15 protein-coding genes are annotated in these 17505 nt (G+C 68.4%); 7 read left to right on the forward strand and 8 right to left on the reverse strand.

Features of this window, described 5'->3' with window-relative positions; translation table 11 throughout:
- Nucleotides 1–71 precede the first annotated feature (71 nt).
- Nucleotides 72–2057: a M13 family metallopeptidase gene (locus U0R18_RS17890; RefSeq protein ID WP_526370846.1), complete on the reverse strand. Its 1986-nt coding sequence runs from the start codon at nt 2055–2057 to the stop codon at nt 72–74.
- A gap of 41 nt (nt 2058–2098) precedes the next feature.
- Here U0R18_RS17890 and U0R18_RS17895 point away from each other — a divergent pair, with 41 nt between their 5' ends.
- Nucleotides 2099–2692, forward strand: coding sequence for an Rv1363c family protein (locus tag U0R18_RS17895; RefSeq protein WP_526370848.1), 594 nt, complete (start codon nt 2099–2101; stop codon nt 2690–2692).
- Nucleotides 2689–3393, forward strand: a complete 705-nt coding sequence (locus U0R18_RS17900; protein ID WP_526370850.1) for a hypothetical protein — start codon at nt 2689–2691, stop codon at nt 3391–3393. Before U0R18_RS17895 ends, U0R18_RS17900 begins: the two co-directional genes overlap by 4 nt.
- Here U0R18_RS17900 and U0R18_RS17905 read toward each other — a convergent pair.
- The 3 genes from U0R18_RS17905 to U0R18_RS17915 are packed head-to-tail and all read right to left on the reverse strand — an operon-like array spanning nt 3384 to nt 7271.
- A complete protein-coding gene (locus U0R18_RS17905) occupies nt 3384–3764 on the reverse strand; it encodes a CoA-binding protein (RefSeq protein ID WP_526370852.1) in 381 nt (126 codons plus the stop codon). The two genes, U0R18_RS17900 and U0R18_RS17905, sit on opposite strands and share 10 nt — an antisense overlap.
- A gap of 56 nt (nt 3765–3820) precedes the next feature.
- Nucleotides 3821–4315, reverse strand: a complete 495-nt coding sequence (locus tag U0R18_RS17910) for a helix-turn-helix domain-containing protein (protein ID WP_526370854.1) — start codon at nt 4313–4315, stop codon at nt 3821–3823.
- 1 nt (nt 4316) lies between these two features.
- On the reverse strand, nt 4317–7271 hold the full coding sequence (locus tag U0R18_RS17915; RefSeq protein ID WP_526370856.1) for an MMPL family transporter: 2955 nt from the start codon (nt 7269–7271) through the stop codon (nt 4317–4319).
- Between the two features lie 255 nt (nt 7272–7526).
- On the opposite strand from U0R18_RS17915, the gene U0R18_RS17920 reads away from it, so the two are divergent.
- The 4 genes from U0R18_RS17920 (at nt 7527) to U0R18_RS17935 (ending at nt 10477) form a co-directional block, all read left to right on the forward strand.
- Nucleotides 7527–7946: a hemophore gene (locus U0R18_RS17920; protein ID WP_526370858.1), complete on the forward strand. Its 420-nt coding sequence runs from the start codon at nt 7527–7529 to the stop codon at nt 7944–7946.
- Nucleotides 7947–8025: 79 nt separating this feature from the next.
- Complete coding sequence (locus tag U0R18_RS17925; protein ID WP_526370860.1) at nt 8026–8412, forward strand: hemophore-related protein; 387 nt, start codon at nt 8026–8028, stop codon at nt 8410–8412.
- A 53-nt stretch (nt 8413–8465) separates the two neighbouring features.
- Nucleotides 8466–9134 carry a response regulator transcription factor gene (locus tag U0R18_RS17930; RefSeq protein ID WP_526370987.1) on the forward strand — a complete coding sequence of 223 codons (669 nt, stop codon included), beginning with the start codon at nt 8466–8468 and terminating at the stop codon, nt 9132–9134.
- Nucleotides 9131–10477 carry a HAMP domain-containing sensor histidine kinase gene (locus U0R18_RS17935; protein ID WP_526370862.1) on the forward strand — a complete coding sequence of 449 codons (1347 nt, stop codon included), beginning with the start codon at nt 9131–9133 and terminating at the stop codon, nt 10475–10477. The genes U0R18_RS17930 and U0R18_RS17935 overlap by 4 nt, the downstream gene beginning before the upstream one ends.
- 59 nt (nt 10478–10536) lie before the next feature.
- On the opposite strand, the gene U0R18_RS17940 is transcribed toward U0R18_RS17935, so the two are convergent.
- Genes U0R18_RS17940 through U0R18_RS17950 form a run of 3 tightly spaced genes read right to left on the reverse strand, consistent with a single transcriptional unit; the run spans nt 10537 to nt 13235 of the window.
- Complete coding sequence (locus U0R18_RS17940) at nt 10537–10905, reverse strand: DUF3054 family protein (protein WP_526370864.1); 369 nt, start codon at nt 10903–10905, stop codon at nt 10537–10539.
- Nucleotides 10906–10910: 5 nt separating this feature from the next.
- Complete coding sequence (locus tag U0R18_RS17945) at nt 10911–12119, reverse strand: M23 family metallopeptidase (protein ID WP_526370866.1); 1209 nt, start codon at nt 12117–12119, stop codon at nt 10911–10913.
- Between the two features lie 12 nt (nt 12120–12131).
- Nucleotides 12132–13235: a lysylphosphatidylglycerol synthase transmembrane domain-containing protein gene (locus tag U0R18_RS17950; RefSeq protein ID WP_526370868.1), complete on the reverse strand. Its 1104-nt coding sequence runs from the start codon at nt 13233–13235 to the stop codon at nt 12132–12134.
- An 89-nt stretch (nt 13236–13324) separates the two neighbouring features.
- Here U0R18_RS17950 and U0R18_RS17955 point away from each other — a divergent pair, with 89 nt between their 5' ends.
- A complete protein-coding gene (locus U0R18_RS17955; protein WP_526370870.1) occupies nt 13325–14461 on the forward strand; it encodes an AI-2E family transporter in 1137 nt (378 codons plus the stop codon).
- A gap of 3 nt (nt 14462–14464) precedes the next feature.
- On the opposite strand, the gene mmpL3 is transcribed toward U0R18_RS17955, so the two are convergent.
- Nucleotides 14465–17440, reverse strand: a complete 2976-nt coding sequence (gene mmpL3 / locus U0R18_RS17960) for a trehalose monomycolate exporter MmpL3 (protein ID WP_526370872.1) — start codon at nt 17438–17440, stop codon at nt 14465–14467.
- Between the last annotated feature and the right edge of the window lie 65 nt (nt 17441–17505).

Consider the following 17505-nt stretch of genomic DNA (forward strand, 5'->3'; position numbering starts at 1 on the left):
TCAGCGGTCCTTGCGGCGCCTGATCGCACTTCGTCGCAGCCGGTGCTGAACAGGTCCCGGGGGAGGACGGCTCAGTTCCAGATGTGTACGCGGTGCTCCGGCGCCAGGTACAGCTCGTCGGCGGGGTCCACGTCGAAGGCCTCGTAGTAGGCGTCGATATTGCGGATGACGCCGTTGCAGCGGAACTCCGGCGGTGAGTGCGGGTCGGTGGCAAGACGCCGGATCGCCTCGGCGTCACGCGATTTCGTCCGCCACACCTGTGCCCAGCCGAAGAACACTCGTTGCACGCCGGTCAGGCCGTCGACCACCGGGGCCTCCGCGCCGCCCAGTGAGAGTTGATATGCGAGCAGCGCTATCGAGAGGCCGCCCAGGTCGCCGATGTTCTCCCCGACGGTGAACGCGCCATTGACGTGATGCCCGTCGTCCAGCGACCGAGGCACGAAATCATCGTATTGGGCGATCAGAGCCGTTGTGCGGGAGCCGAATTCGTTGCGGTCGGCATCGGTCCACCAGTCGACGAGATTGCCGTCCCCGTCGTACTTGGCGCCCTGATCGTCGAAACCGTGCCCGATCTCGTGACCGATCACCGCGCCGATGCCGCCGTAGTTGGCGGCGTCGTCGGCGTCGGCGTCGAAGAACGGCGGCTGCAGGATGGCCGCGGGGAACACGATCTCGTTCATGCCGGGGTTGTAGTACGCGTTGACGGTCTGCGGTGTCATGAACCATTCGTCGCGGTCGACGGGACCGCCGAGCTTGGCCAACTCGCGGTCGTACTCGAGGGCATGGCCGCGCTGGTAGTTGCCGTACAGATCATCGCGGCGCACAACGAGTTCCGAGTAGTCCCGCCACCGCTTCGGGTAGCCGATCTTGGGCGTGAACTTGTCCAGTTTGGCCAGGGCCCGCTCGCGGGTCTCCGGCGTCATCCACGCCAGACTGGTGATCGACACCCGGTAGGCCTCTCGCAGGTTGGCCACCAACTGATCCATCCGCGCCTTGTGGTCCGGCGGGAAATGGCGCTCCACGTACAGCTTTCCGAGTGCGTCACCCATCAGGCTCTCCACCAGCGCAACGCCGCGCTTCCAGCGCTCGCGGATCGCCTCGGTGCCCGACAGGAGCTTTCCATAGAACGAGAAGTCCTCGGCCACAATCTCATCGGTGAGCATCGCCGCGCGGCCGTGGATCAGGCGCCAGCGGGCCCAGTCCTTCCACTGGCCCAGGTCCGCACTCGACCAGAGTGCCGCGAACGCGCTCAGGTAGTCGGGCTGGCGCACCACCAGTTCGCCTGCGAGCTGCGGCGAGGCGCCCAGCGCGCCGATCCAGCCGGCCCAGTCGAATCCTGGTGCCTGCGCGGACAACTCGGCGAACGTGCGCAGATTGTAGCTCAGCTCGGCGTCACGCCGTTTAACCACGTCCCAATGTGCTTGGGCCAGCTGGGTTTCCAGTTCGACGATGCGTTCGGCGGTGGTCGCGTGATCGGCGGGCTCGCCGCCGTACACCAGTGCGAACATCCGCGCGATGTGGCCGGGGTAGGCGGCCAGGATCTCGGCGTGCTGCGGATCGCGGAAGTACGACTCGTCGGGCAGGCCGATGCCGGACTGCGTCAGGTGCACCAGGTAGCGCGTCGAATCCTTCGAGTCGGTGTCGACGTACACGCCGGCGCCACCGCCCACGCCGGTGCGCTGCAGTTGCCCCACCACCGCGGCCAGGGCGCCGGCGTCGGCCGCGGCGTCGATGAGCGCCAATTCGTCGCGCAGCGGTTGCGTGCCGCGTGACTGCACCGTGGCCTCGTCGAGGAAGCTGGCGTACAGGTCGCCGATGCGCTGCTGGTCGGTGCCCACCGGTGCGCCCGCTGCGGCGGCTTCGGTGATCAGGTCGCGCACCTGCTCCTCGGCGCGGTCGAACAGCGAGCGGAACGCGCCGTCGGTCGCGCGGTCCGCGGGTATCACGTACTCGGTCAGCCAGCGTCCGTTGACATGTCCGAACAGGTCGTCCTGCGGGCGGGTCTGCGGGTCTACGTGGCTCAGGTCCAGGCCCGAGCGAACTGTCGTGGTGGCCACGCCACCATCCTTACCAGAGACCGCCGGGTACCCTCACCGCCATGCCCGAGGACGCCCAGGATGCCGGAGCGCCGGCGGTGAAGCAGACCACCTTCTCCCGGCACGGCGTGGTGTCGGCGCTGTTGGGGCTGATCTGCGTCGCCGCGGCGGCACTCCTGGCGCTGACCTGGGTCCACCACCGCAGCGACGTCGCCGAACGCACCCATCAGACCGCGGCCATGCAGGCCGCGATCGACTGGACCGGCGTGCTGATCAACATGACCAAGGACAACGTCGAGACCAGCCTGCAGAAGTTGCACGACGGCACCGTCGGCCAGCTCAACACGGACTTCGAGGCCTCGGTCCAGCCCTACCGCGACGTCGTCCGGACACTGCAGTCCCAGACCACCGGTCAGATCGAAGCGGTGGCGATCGAGAACGTCCACCACGACCTCGACGCACCGCCCGGCACGTCCAACCCGCCGTCGGAATTGCCTGCCGGCATGGCTGCGCGCACCGACACGGTGCTGGTGGTGGCCACCTCGGTCAGCCAGAACGCGGGCGGTCAACCGCAAACGGTGCGCTGGAACCTGCGCCTGGACGTCTCCGACGTCGACGGACAGCTGCTGATCTCGCGGCTGGAATCGTTGCGATGAGGAACTTCGTGCGGGTGCTGCTCATCGACGTCGTCGTCCCCGTGGCGGTGCTGGTCGCGCTCGCGTTGATGGGCCTGTTCCTGGGCTGGCCGCTGTGGTGGGTGGCGGTGGCCTCGATGCTGGCGCTGCTGGTGGTCGAGGGTGTGCTGCTCAACCTCTACCTGGTGCGTCGCGACCGGGTCAGTTTCGGCACCGACGATGACGGTCCACGACTGCGCCTGGCCCTGGTCGGTCTGGTGACCGCGCTGCTGGTGGCCGCGGTGGCCGTGGGATACACCCGGTGGACGGTGCCCGATCGGGACCTGCGCGCCGATACCGGTGAGGTGGTTCGGTTGGCGACCGCCGTCTCGGAGGCGACGGCCACGTTCTCGCCGCAGGACCCGACGTCCTCGATCGAACGGGCCGCTTCGATGATGGCCCCCGAGCAGGGTGCGGCATTCCGGGCGAACTTCGGCAGGTCGACACAGGACCTGGCCCGCAAGAACATTTCGGCACAGGCGCAGACGATCTCGGCCGGGATCGAGGCCCTGGGCCCCGCGGCGGCCAGCGTCGCCGTCGTCATGCGCGGCACCCAGCAGACACCCGGCCAGCCGCCCAGCCGGGCGGTGCTCGCGCTGCGGGTAACGCTGGCCAAGAAGGAAGGCCGCTGGCTGGTCTATGACGTCGTGCCGATAAACCAGGTGCCGCCGGGTCAGCGATAGCGCTGGTGATCGACCTTCAGGCAGCGGTCCATCACGACGGTGATGCCCGCCGCCTCGGCCCGCTGGGCCACGTCCTGGTCGGAGAGCCCCAGCTGCAGCCACAGGGTCCTGGGACGCACCGGCATTGCCAGCACATCGGCCAGGACGGCGGGCAGCTCGCTCGACCGGCGAAACACATCCACCAGGTCCACGGGCTCCGGCAGATCAGCCAGCGACGGATACGTTGGGGCACCGTCGATTTCGGTGATGGTGGGATTAACCGGATACACCCGGTAGTCGCCCGTGCCGACCAGGTAGCTGTACACCTCGTAGCCGGCGCGGTCCGGGTTCGCCGATGCGCCGACGACGGCGATGGTGGTGGTGTCCCGCACGATCTGCCGCAGGTCCGGCGACGGCGGCAGGTCCGGCGACGGCGGCAGCGGGCCGCTCAGGGTGTGCCTTCCTCGCGTTGTGCGCGCATCCGCGCGAACCGGTCCGACAGCTTGCGGATCCGGATCACCAGGGACGCTGGCGGGCTCACCCGGCCCTCCAGGTAGAGCACCAGATCCTCGACCGGCACTCCGATCCGGGAAGCGAACTCATGGTGGGACAACCCCGACCGGGCCACCAGCGACCGGATGTGGCGGGCCGCCTCGGCGCGCTCGCCGGCCTCGAGGTGCTGCCGGCTGCGCACCAGGACCTCGGACAGGGCGTTGGTGATGCCCTGGGGTGGCGCGTTCTGCAGAACTTCCTCGACCTGGCGGGCCGTGCGCCCGAACGGGTCGCGCTTGATCGCGACGACGATCTTCTGCCACACCGAGATGTCGCCGACCTCGAGCGCGGATCGGATGGCCGTCGTGGGCCAGTACTCGACCGGTCGGTCAGCGGGTGCCCGGCCGGGGTCGGAGAGGGGTGCGTCACCGGTGTTAGCGGTCAACGTCACCTCATTCCTCCAGCATTGCCACGGCTACCGCCAGGCAGCGGTCCCGGACATTCTCCCAATCCAGATCCGTCTCGGACCCGCAGGGTTGCGCGTCGGCGGGTTGCGGGTCGGCGAGCCGGCGAACCAGATCGGTGGCGACCCACCTGCGACCGTTCCCGGATCCTCCGGCGGACGGTTGCACACAGTAGTACCTGTCCAGGGCGGCCAGCACCACCGCTGCGGTGGATGGCTGCATCGTGTCGACCAGGTCGGCGAATTCCTGATAGTCCCGCTTGCTGTTGCGCGTCAGCAGCAGGAAGCCCTTGAGGCGTAGTGTCTCGGCGCCCGTCGGGATCTGCAACCGGTCACCGGTCGGCAGTTGCACATTGGTGGTCTCGATCGGGGCCAGCCGGCGCACCGCCGGCGCCGTGGTGCCGTTCTCGATCTGTGCCGCGGCCTCGAGCGCATCCAGTGCCAGCTCGAGCCGGCCCCGCCACACCGTGACCGGGTGCACCGGCCGGGGGCCGCCGTGGCGCGCGGAATACGCGTGCTCGGCGCCGGACGTCCGGATCCGCACGGTCTGCGCGGTGGCGCTCACGTCGGTCAGCTGGTTGGATCCTGGCCGCCGTTCGAGCAGATCGCCCAGGCCGGCACAACCGCGCAGCGCCAGCGGGTCGGCCACTGTGATGGTGTCGGGAGCAAGGTTCTTGAGCCGCGCCGCCGACTTGACCACCATGCGCAGATCGGGGCCGGGAGCCACCAGGGCCGAGATGTCGTCGGGGATGATCACCAGGTCGCCGATGTCGACGTCGGGCAGCGGCTTCTCGAAATCGACCGACGGGAGCAGCCGGTCCAGCCACCGCGGCAGCCACCAGTTCCACTGGTCGAACATCGCCATCAACGCCGGCACCAGCACCAGGCGCACCACGGTGGCGTCCACCGCGATCGCGACCGCGCAGGCCACCCCGAGCTCGGCGACCAATGGCATGCCTGCGAAGGCGAAGCCGATGAACACCGCGATCATGATCAGCGCGGCGCTGGTGATGGTGCGGGCGCTGGTCGACACGCCGTACGCGACGGCGTCCCGAGTGTCGCCCGTCTGCAGGAAGCGTTCCCGGATGCGGGTCAGCAGGAAGATCTCGTAGTCCATCGACAGCCCGAACGTCAACGCCAGAACCAGCGGCGGGATGGTGCTGTCGATCGAGGAGATCGGTGCGAAGCCCAGTCGTTCGCCCCAGCCCCACTGGAAGATCATCACCAGGCTTCCATAGGCGGCGGCCACCGACAGGACCGTCATCAGTACGCCCTTGAACGCCAGGAAGACCGACCGGATGGCGATCAGCAGCATGACGAACGCGATCAGTGCGACGGCCGCGAACACCAGCGGCTGCGTCTTTGCGACGCGATCGTCGAAGTCCTTGATCAGTGCCGTGGGCCCGCCCACCGAGATGGTCGCGCCGCTGGCCGCAGCTGTCTTCGGGAGCGCCACGCGCATCCAGTCGACCGTGTTGCGGGCGGCCATGTCCTCGGGGTCCACCGCCAGCACGGCGCTGAGGAGCACGGAGCGGTTGTCCTCGGAGAACACCGGCGGCGCCACCGACACGATGTTCACCGCCCGGGCCATCTCCTGCGACACGGCGTCGACGACGCCGGTGTGCGCCGGTGACGACGCGTCCCCGTCGGGGAAGGCGACCAGGACCCGGACCGGGCCGAGCGCGCCGGGGCCCAGCGCCTCGGCCGCCGCGCCCACGCCGCCGCGGATCTCGTGTGCCGCCGGGAACTGCCGCAGCATGCTGTTGCCCAGGACCATCGAGAACGCCGGCGCGGCCAGCGTCAGCAGAAAGGCCGTCGCCGCCAGTGCCGACAGCCATGGCCTGCGCATCACCCAGCGCACCCAACGGGTCCAGAACCGCGACTCCGTGGTCTCACCCCGCCGCGACCAGCGCAGCAGCGAGGAACGCTTGGCGGCCGAACGCCCGAACGTCGCCAGCACCGCCGGCGTCATGGTCACCGATGTCAACACCGCGACCGCGATGGCCAGGATCGCGCCGGTGGCCATCGACGACAACACCGGGGTGTTGATGAGGTAGATCGCCGACACCGACGCGATCACGGTCAGTCCCGACAACACCACCGCCAGACCCGAGGTCGCCATCGCGGCGTCGGTGGCCTGGGCCGGGTCACGACCGGCCCGGAGTTCCTCACGGAACCGCATGAGGATGAACAGCGAGTAGTCGATGGCCAGGGCGATGCCGAACATCGACACCGTGGTGGTCGCGAACACCGACATCTGGGTGACGGTCGACAGCAGGTAGACGACGCCCATGGTCACGATGACCGTGCAGGCGCCCAGCGCCAGCGGGATGGCCGCGGCCGCCAGCGATCCGAACACCGCCAGCAACACGATCAGGACGATCGGCAGATTCCAGCGCTCGGCCTCGGCGATGTCGTGTTTGGTGGCCTCCGAGGCCGCTGCGCCCAGCGCGCCCTGGCCGATCACGTAGAGCCGGACCTTGCCGTTGGTCGTCTGGCCCGGCTGGTCGCCGGTGACGCCGACCTTCTCGCGCAACTGCCGGGCGACGTCGACGGCGCCGGTGTTGTTGAAGTCCAGGCGCAGCGACACCACGTAGGGGCGGTCGGGCTGCGGGGCCGGCTGGCGGGGGTCGGGGATCAGCGTCACGCTGTGTACGTCACCGGCCACCTGCCGGAGCAGGTCGACGGCCGAGTTCATATCGGCATACGTCGCGTCCGGCCGCGGTGCGGCGACCAGCGCCAGCGGCGAGGCGCCCTCGCCGGGGAAATGGTCCTCGAGCTGGTACTGGACGTTCAGCGACTGCGAACCGGCGACCTCGAACCCGCCGCCGGTGAGGTGGCCGGACTGGGTGAGTGCCAACCACACGGCCGGGATCAGGGTGAGCAACCAGGCCCCGAACACCAGCCAGCGGGCTCTGCGCAGGCTGCTGCTCAGGCGCATCATGAACTGCTGGATGGCGGTCTCCCCGCATTCTGTACCGAGGGCGGTCCCGGAAGCGTACCGCAGCGACCTTAGTCCGCCGGGGTCTCGCGGGCACGCTGAACTGGCCCGATCGCGAGTTCGCTGGTGGAATCTCGCTGAGCGGATTGGCGGGCCGCCCCGCGCAGGTGGCAGGATGATGACGCGATCGTCGGGTCGGGGTCCCAGGTTCGCCAGGCAGTGCAGGTTGCCGGCGGCCGTTCGATGTGAGGAGTCCCCATGACACCCATCCACCGACGCGCCGTCTTCGTCGTCGCCGCCGGCCTGGTGTCCGTCGCCGTCCTGAACACTCCGGCGGCCGGCGCGGCACCGGACCCGTGCGCGGCCAGTGAGATCGCCAAGGCCGTCGGCAACGCCTCGATCAACGCCAGCATGTATCTGGATTCGCACCCGCAGACCAATCAGGTGCTGACGGCGGTGGCGGCGCAGCCGGCAGGTCCGCAGTCACTGGCGACGCTCAAGGCCTACTTCGACGCCAATCCGCAGGCCGCCACCGATCTGCAGGTGATCCAGCGACCGGTCACCGCGCTGACCTCCAGATGCAAGCTGCCGATCAGCCTCCCGCAGGTGTTGGGGCTCATGCAGGGTGTCCAACAAACTGCACCGCAGGCGCCCGCACAGGTGTTATCGGCGAGTTGATGCCCGGTCTCCTGGCGAATCCGCACGGCGCGGGGTAGGAATGTTCGTGATCCAGTGTCGCGGCAGAAGGAGCCTGAAGATGTTCGTTGTTGCCCATCGCCTGGCAGCGCGTGTGGCCATCGGTGTGATCGGATCGGGTGCCGTCGCCGCCGCGATGCTGTCCGTCAGCGCCGGATCCGCACTCGCGGATCCGCCGAACTGCACGGCCGCGGATCTGGCCGGGGTCGCCTCCGGCGTCTCCGCCGCCACGTCGGCGTACCTGTTCACCCACCCGGACGTCAACAACTTCTTCAGCGGGCTGCAGGGTAAGTCGCGCGAGCAGATGCGCACCGACGTCAAGTCGTACATGGATGCCAACCCGCAGGTGCGCGACGAGCTGACCGGCATCCGCCAGCCGCTGGTCGATATCCGCAACCGCTGCGGTGCCCCCCTGGGGGACGGGATCGCCGGCGGCCCCGGCAACTAGTCCCGACAGGCGCGGGGTCGCACGTGCGTGAGAACGCCGCCCACACGGTGCTCATGGTCGACGACGACCCCGACGTGCGCACCTCGGTGGCCCGTGGTCTGCGGCACTCCGGTTTCGACGTCCGGGTGGCGGCCAACGGGAAAGAGGCCCTGCGGCTGCTGTCCAACGAGGATCACGACGCACTGGTGCTCGACGTGCAGATGCCCGAGTTGGACGGCGTCGCGGTGGTGACGGCGTTGCGGGCGCTGGGCAACGACATCCCCATCTGTGTGCTCTCCGCGCGGGATACCGTGAACGACCGGATCGCCGGCCTCGAAGCGGGCGCCGACGACTACCTGACCAAACCGTTCGACCTCGGCGAGTTGGTGGCGCGCCTGCACGCGCTGTTGCGCCGCGCCGCACATTCCGACGAGCAGTTCGACGCGATGACGGTGGGCCCGCTGACCATCGACACGGCACGGCGCCTGGTGTTCGTCGACGGCGAGCGGATCGAGCTGACCAAGCGGGAATTCGATCTGCTGTCGGTCTTGGTGGAGAACGCCGGCGTGGTGCTGAGCCGGCAGCGACTGCTCGAGCTCGTGTGGGGCTACGACTTCGACGTCGACACCAATGTGGCCGACGTCTTCATCAGCTACTTGCGGCGCAAGCTGGAACGCGATGGTGTGCCGCGGGTGATCCACACGGTTCGCGGGATCGGGTACGTGCTGCGGGCCGATCCGTGACGGCTCCGCCCACGCGTGCCCGGTTCACCGCGTCGCTGCGCACCCGGGTGGCCATCGCGGCCGCGGTGGCCGCTGCGGTGGTGGTCGGCGCACTGGTCGTGCTGAGTTCGATAGTGCTCGCGAACAACGATGTGGCCCAATTGGATCGGCGGCTCGACGCGATCGTGAACGCCAGCGTCAGCACCGCTGACCCGCGTGACCCTGCGCACGACGTGCTCTCCACCGGGCGGGCGGCGAACACCGGTCAGGTGATGTTCCAGCGCGGATTCCAGCTGCCCCAGCTGCCGCCGGGCACTCACACCGTGGCGGTCAACGGCGTCGACTACCGGGTGCGTACGGTGGCCGTGCCGCGCGATGCCGGGGAGGACCTCCTGGTCTCGATCGGAATCCGGGCCGACAGCATCCTGCTGACGCCGGCCCGCATCCCGCTCTATGTGTCCATCGGTCTGGTGGCCCTGCTGATCGCGGCCGGGCTGGGCTGGTTCCTCGGTGGGGTCGCCACCCGTCCGTTGCGTCGACTGACCGAGCAGACCCGCCGGCTCGGCGCGGGCGACGGGTCGCCGGGCGATCAGATCGTTCCCGTGCGTGGGGTCAAGGAGGCCGAGGACCTGTCCGAGGCCATGGTCCTGATGCTGGTCCGGCTGGCGGCCGCGCGGGAGGCCACGACCAGGTCACTGCAGGCCGCGCAGGATTTCGCCGCCAACGCCGCCCATGAGCTTCGGACCCCGTTGACCGCGATGCGGGCGGACCTGGACACGCTGCGCATCCACGATCTGCCCCCGCAGGAGCGCGACGAGGTGGTGGCCGACCTGTCCCGCGCGCAGCGCCGAATCGAATCCACCATCACCGCGCTGGGTCAGCTGGCGTCGGGGCAATTGGCCCGGGACGAGGACCGTGAACCGATTGATATCGAGGAGCTGCTGGATCGCGTTGCCCGCGAGAACATGCGTTCGTCGGATGTGTCGATCGAGGTGCACGCCGACGAGGCCGGCATCGTGTTCGGTTGGTCGGGCGGACTGCGGTTGGCGGTGGACAACCTGGTGCGCAACGCCATCACCCACGGCCGCGCGCACCGCATTGTGCTGACCGCGTACCGGCCCGATCCAAGCGGGCTGGAGATCACCGTCGACGACAACGGATGCGGACTGCCGGCCGCGGAGCACTCCGCGGTCCTCGGGCGGTTCTCGCGCGGCAGTACCGCGGCCTCGGGCGGATCCGGTCTGGGACTTGCGCTGGTCGCCCAGCAGGCCGCCCTGCACGGCGGTCGGATCGAGTTGTCGGACAGCCCGCTGGGTGGGTTGCGTGCGACGTTGCGGATCGCCAGCGGCCTACCCCCCTCGTGATCTGTTCTGCATCCTCGGCGACATTGTTCGAGTGGAGTTCGCCGAGGATGCAGAACAGATCAGGAAATCGGGGTGCGGTCCAGCAGCCGCAGCGCCAGCCGCCAGCCCAGCAGCAACAGGGCAGTGACGGTGGATGCCACCACGATGAAACTGACCGCGACACCCTGCCCCGAGAGCTTCCGCAGTGCCATTCCGACGGCAACGGTCGCGACCCAGACGATCAGTCCGGTCGGTGAGAGCGCGGTGGGCCGGTGCCATCCGCGGGCCAGCAACCAGCCGACCGCGGTACCGGTCACGAACGGCCACGCGGTCTCGGCCAACCCGGAAACGGTGATGCCCTCGGCGTGGCTGCGCCGGCCGACAGCGCAGAACACCAGAACACACGCCACGTCGGCGGCCACTGCCAGAGGCGTCCATTTGGAAGTCATGGAAGTCATTGTCCAGCAGAATAATTCATGATGTCGTAGACCAGCGGCATGACCCCGCTGACGTCGCGTGCGGCGAACCCGGGCTGCACGGGTGCGGGTTGCCCGGCGAACAGTTTGTCCAGTGCCGGTTCCCCGCCGACTCGTTGATCGAGCCGGAACGACGAAACGACGAACGGCAGGCCGTTGGCCGCCAACGGGTCCGGTCCGTCCATCACATGGAAATGCAGGTGCGGCGCGCTGCTGTTGCCCGAATTACCCAGGGCGGCAATGGATTGACCGGTAGTCAGATCATCGCCGGGTTTGACCGTGACGCTGCCGGGTTGCAGGTGCGCATACAGGGCGTAATTGCCGTCGCCGAGATCCTGGACGATATGGTTCCCCGCGTACTGGTCCAGCGGCAGCCCGGTGGGGTCTTTGGTGGGTACTTGTTCGGGTAGATCGTTCACCACCGAGACCACCTTGCCGTTTCCGGCCGCGTGTATCGGCGCGCCGAAGTAGTGGTAGCTCTCGGGTTTGGTCGGATCACCGTCGGACAGCCGGAAGTTGTCGGTCAGTTGGACGTAGTCGATGGCGAATCGTTGTGCGACATAGAGCTTTCCGTTGATCGGGTTGGCGGCCATCCGGTGCGCGGTCATGTCGCAGCAACCGTCGGCGTTCAACCAGTTCGGGCCGCTCAGGGGTGGGGCGATGGACACCATCTTGTGGTCGGACACCCGGACGGGTGCGACGTTCTGGGTGGTGTCACCGTTGATCAGTCCCGGTAGGGGCTTGGCCACCGTCAGCGCCACGGAGTGGGTCAGATCGGCCGGTACCTGGGCACCGCCGTCGATGGCGACGTCGAGCCAGACGATGACGCTCTGGCCGGGTCCGATCACGTTGGTCGGGGTGGCGGGGTTGCCCAGTGCGCGGGTCCAGTACTTCACGTTGTCACCGGACAGGGTGAGCAGTTGACGATCACCTGCCGCAACCGTCAACGAACGCAGCGTGGCATTGCCGCCGAGGGTGTTGGTCAACAGCAGTTCATAGGCCAGGTGGGTGCGTCCGTCCGTGGCCGGTACGGGCACCGGTTCGGCCAGCGCCGAGCCGATCAGTGCGGTGGCCGCCGGTGGTGGTCCGGGGGTGGTGGTCGGCTCGGGGGTCGACCTCGACGAACAACCCGCCAGTAGCAGTACGGCGGCGGACAGCACCGCCAGTGAACGTGACAGCGTCGGCATCCGCCGATCCTGTCACGAGACCCGCTGCGAGTCCGGTGGATCCTGACGCGGTGCGGAATCCTCGAGCAGATCGGGGTCCAGCTGGTTCTCGGCACGGAACATGAAGAAGAAGATGACCCAGCCGATGGCCGCGATGAAGATCCAGCTGACCAGCCGGTAGATCAACATCGCGGAGATCGCCCCGGGCAGCGTCATGCCGCTGGAAACGAGGCCGGGGACCAGCACCGCCTCGACCACCAACAGTCCGCCCGGCATCAACGGGATGGATCCCACCGCCCGGGCCGCGGCGTAGGCGACGGTGAGGCCGGCCAGCGAGGGAGCCCCGCCGGCGGCATGTGCCGCAAAGGCCAGACATGCGACGTCGGCGATCCAGTTGAACAGCGACCAACCGAACGCCGAGCCCAGTTGCCGCCTGGTGAGGCTCACCGATTCGAGTTGGCCGAGGATCTTGCGCCAGGCATCCAGCCAGGTGTCGGCGGGCTTGCCGCGCACCTGGTTGACCAGGGCCAGCACCCGCACGCCGACACCGTCGAGCAGCTCGGGCCGGGAGGCCACCGCCTGCGCGAGCAGCAGCAGCAGGATGAACCCGCCGATGGTGAACAGCAACGAGAACGGATTGTTCTTGGCGCCGAGCAGGAACGCGCCGCCGAGCCCCAACAGCGCCAGCCCCACCACCTGCAGTGCGCCGGACATCACCAGCTGCCATGAGGCGACCAGCGGCGAGGCACCCCACATCCGCTGCTGCCGGTACATGAACGTGGCCGACAGCACCGGTCCGCCGGGCAGCGTGGTGCTCAACGAGTTGCCCGCGTAGAAGGCCGCCTCGGATCGCCACTGGTGTACCTCGACGCCCGCCGACCGCAGCAGCTTGCGCTGGATCTGGGCGAAGCTGTGCATCGACAGCATCGCCGCGGCGATGGCCGCCAGGACCCACCACCAGTTCGCGGCCAGGACACTGCGCCAGGCCTTGGCCAGCTGATCCCAGACCAGGATCGCCTCGACCGTCAGGACGATCGCGACCACCGCGAACACCGCCCAGCGCACCCACCAATATCGGCCCCGGACGGTCGTCGTCGGGGGCGCGCCGGCGTTGGCAGCCTGTGCGTCGTGGGACACGCGCTCCAGGATAACGGCCGGTCATCACGGTGGCCGGGACACGTTCGCGGTGCGCCACGACGTCGGAACCGGAACGTTACTCTGACGCTATGTCATCGCGCCCCGTTGCCGCGGACGAGTCGGTCAGCCCACTGGTACGCAAGGCAGCGGCCTGGTCCTGGCGGCTGTTGGCGATCCTGGCGCTGGCGGTCGCGCTGCTGTGGGTCACGGCCAAACTCGAACTGATCCTGGTGCCCGTCGCCCTGGCGACGATGCTGGCCGCGCTGCTCCTGCCGGTGGTGGATTGGCTGGACCGTCGTGGTGCGCCGCGCGGCGGGGCCGTCGCACTGGTCCTGCTCAGCAGTTTCGCGATCCTCGGCGGAATTCTGACCTTCGTGGTCAGCCAGTTCGTCACCGGCTTGCCGGGGCTCACCGAGCAGGTCACCCACAGCGTCGACTCGCTGCGCAACTGGCTGATCAACGGGCCCGCCCATCTGAGCAGGGAACAGATCGACCACGCGGGCGACTCGGTGATCACGGCGATGCAGAACAATCAGGCGAAGCTGACCAGCGGAGCCTTGTCGACGGCGGCCACCGTCACCGAGTTGGTCACCGGCGCGTTGCTCGTGTTCTTCACCCTCATCTTCTTCTTGCACGGCGGCCGCAACATCTGGGCGTTCGTCACCGGGATCGTTCCGGCGAATGTGCGCACCCGGGTCTACGACGCGGGTTCGTCGGGGTTCCATTCGCTGATCGGCTACGTGCGCGCGACGTTCGTGGTCGCGCTCGTCGACGCGGTGGGTATCGGCGCCGGCCTGGCGATCATGGGGGTGCCGTTGGCACTGCCGTTGGCCTCGCTGGTGTTCCTGGGCGCCTTCATCCCGCTCGTCGGTGCCGTTGTCACCGGATTCCTGGCGGTCGTCGTCGCGTTGCTCACCAAGGGCTTCATCTACGCCCTGATCACCCTCGGCCTGATCATCGCGGTGCAGCAGATCGAGGCCCATGTGCTGCAGCCGCTGGTGATGGGACGTGCGGTGTCGATCCATCCGCTGGCGGTGGTGCTGGGCATCGCGGCCGGTGGCGTGCTCGCCGGCATCGTCGGTGCGCTGCTGGCGGTCCCGGTGATCGCGTTCCTCAACAATGCGGTCCGGGTGTTGGTCGCCGACGACCCGGATGCCGAGCAGGCACTGCTCGCCGAGGAGGACGGCCCGGTGATCGAGGCGACCGCCGACGAGCCCTCCGACTGAACGTCAGAGGCGCCCCTCGCGACGCAGCAGGTCCTGCGCGCTGACGCTGTCGCCACTGCGCTGCGGCCGGCCCGTCTGGTCCGGCTGATTCTCGCCGCGGGCATTGATCCGGTTGGTGGCGGCCTTCGAGTCATTCGTTTCGTTGGCGGCCTTCGACACCGGGATCGCCCGGGTGGCGTCATCGTCGCCCTCAGGAGTGGGAGTGGGCTTGGCCCGCTGTACCGGGATGGCGGTGGTGGCTTCGCTGTCGGGCTGTCCGCCGGCCGGGTAGATGGCTTCGGTCCGCTCGCTCGACGGTGAATGCTGTTGTGGCGCAGCCGTTTGCGCCGACCCGCGCAGATCGCCGAGCCAGGACTCGATCTCCCGCTCGCCGGCGGGCGGGGCCGGCTGGGCGGGTTGGGCCGGCTGGCGCTGGGTGACCGCGTTGGTCGCGCTGCTGACCGCCGAGCGGACGACATTGCGAGCGGACGCGAAACGTGTTGTGGGCGCCTCACTTTCGACGACCGCACGCTGCGGACCCGGCGTCATCCGGACCGTGCTCTCGTCGGCGAGCGGGGCGGGCCGGGGTGCCAACTGGGGCGTGCCCGAATGGGCGGCGCCCGCAGCCCCGGGATGCGTCGGATCATGCGGCGGCAACTGACGGGCCGCCGGCGCGCCCGCGCCGACCAGAACCGGCTCGTCGGTGGATGCCACGGAGATCTTGCGCTCGTCGGGCAGTTCGACCTCGCCCAGCCCGATCTTCTCCTGCACCCGCTTCATCCAGCGCGGCGCCCACCAGCAGTCGTCGCCGAGCAGTTTCATGACGGCGGGCACCAGGAACATCCGGATCACAGTGGCGTCCAGCAGCAGCGCGATCAGCAGGCCGAACGCGAGGTACTTCATCACCACCAGATCGGAGAAGGCGAACGATCCGGCCACGACGGCCAGCACCAGGGCTGCGCCGGTGATCAGCCGGCCGGTGGTGGCGGTGCCGATGCGGATGGCCTCCTGGGTGGACATGCCGCGTTCGCGGGCCTCCACCATGCGCGACACCAGGAAGACCTCGTAGTCGGTCGACAGGCCCCAGATGACCGCGATGATCAGGCCGATCATCGGCGCCAGCAGCGGCTGCGGGGTGTAGTTGAACAGCCCGGAACCATGGCCGCCCTCGACGAACATCCAGGTCAGGATGCCCAGCGTGGAGCCCACCGTCAGCGCGCTCATCACCGCGGCCTTGATCGGCAGAACCAGCGAACCGAACGCCAGGAACATCAGGATCGTCGTGGTGATCACCAGGATGGTCACCATCAGAGGCAGCTTGTCGAACAGGCTGTGGATGCTGTCCTGCGCCAGAGCACTGGTTCCGCCGACGAGAATCTGGAGCCCGTGCGGCGCCTGAATGGCCCGCAGTGCGTCGATCTTGCTCGGCGCGTCGCTCGCGTCGACCACGCCGTTCTGCACGACCCGGACCGACGGATCCTTGGTCGCGCCGTCCTGAACGGCACGTTCCTGCCACATCTTGTCCGGGTTGTTGTCCGGGACCGTGAACCCGGGGATCGCTTCGGCCTTCGCCCGGATCTCCGCCAGCTGGTCGTCGGTCACCGGCTTGCCGTCCTCGGAGCGGATCACCATGGTCAGTGGCTCGGTCCGGAACGTGGGGAACAGGCTGTCGAACTGCTGCTGGGCCACCCGCACGGGGTTGTCCGGCGGCAGGTACTTCTCGCTCAATCCGCCGAGCGCGAGTTGACCTACCGGGATGACCAGCAGCGTCATCAGGATGAGGATCGGCGCCGCGAACGCGATCGGCCGTTTCATCACGACGTTGACCAGCCGGCCCCAGAAGCCGTTCTCGATCTCGGCGCGGGTCTTGGTCTTCTGCGTCTTCTCGGCGAACCAGTCGATGATCCTGCGCGAGAACGGCCAGTTGGCCAGGAATGGCACCTTGAGCAGGGTCCGCACGCCCAGGGCGTCGACGTTGGCGCCCAGCACACCCAGGGTCGCGGGCAGCACGGTGATCGACAGGAAGGCCGCGAGCAGGACCGAGGCGATGATCGCGTACGTGATCGACTTCAGGAAGCCCAGCGGGATCAGCAACAGCGGCAGTGACGACGCGACGATGATCACCGCCGAGAACGCCACCGTGCGCCCCGACGTCATCACGGCCCGGCGTACCGCGGCCGGGGTGTCGTAGCCTTCGGCGAGCTCCTCCCGGAACCTGCTCACGATGAACAGGCCATAGTCGACGGCGATACCGAAGCCCATCATCGTGACCACGGGTTGGGCGAAGAAGTGCACAGGGCCGAACTCGGCGGTGAATCGCAGGATGCCCAGTGCGCCACCGATGGTCAGGCCGCCGATGATGGCCGGCAGTGCGGCCGCCACGACGCCGCCGAACACGAAGAACAGCACGATGGCCACCAGCGGGATGATGGCGATCTCGGCGCGCTTCTGGTCGGTGCCGATGGTTCCGGTGAGCTCGCTGGCCAGCGGGTTCAGCCCGGCAAGTTTGATATCGCCGCCGTTGACCTTCTGCAGGTCGGGTTCGACCGTCTGGTAGTTCTTCAGGATGGTGTCGTCGTCGCCGCCCTTGAGCGGGATGCTGACGAACGTGTGCCGCAGGTCCTCGGTCTTCATGTTGGCAACGGCCGCGTTGTCCGGCGCCTTGAGCCAGCCGATCCAGTTGACGATCTGGTCGGGGTGATCCTTGACCACCTGATCCAGTTCGCCGGCGACCTTCGCCTGCCAGTCCTTGTCGGTGACCTTCTGATCGTCCGGGGGAGTCAGGATGGCGACGATGTGGCTGGTGCGGTCGCGGCCGTAGACCTCGTCGGCCAGGACGGAGGCGCGCACCGATTCACTGGTGTCGTCGTAGAAGCCGCTCTGGGTGACGTGCTGGCCCAGCGAACTGCCGTAGATCCCGCCACCGAGGCACATCGCGACCATCACACCGATGACGATGTACCGGAAGCGGTACACCATTCGACCCCACCAGGCGAACACGGCGGCTCCTAACGCTCTTCACGTTCTCGTCGGGGCGCACCGTTCGGCGGCGCGGCCTCGTTCGT

Source organism: Mycobacterium sp., from assembly GCF_046330795.1.
Taxonomy (GTDB): Bacteria; Actinomycetota; Actinomycetes; order Mycobacteriales; family Mycobacteriaceae; genus Mycobacterium.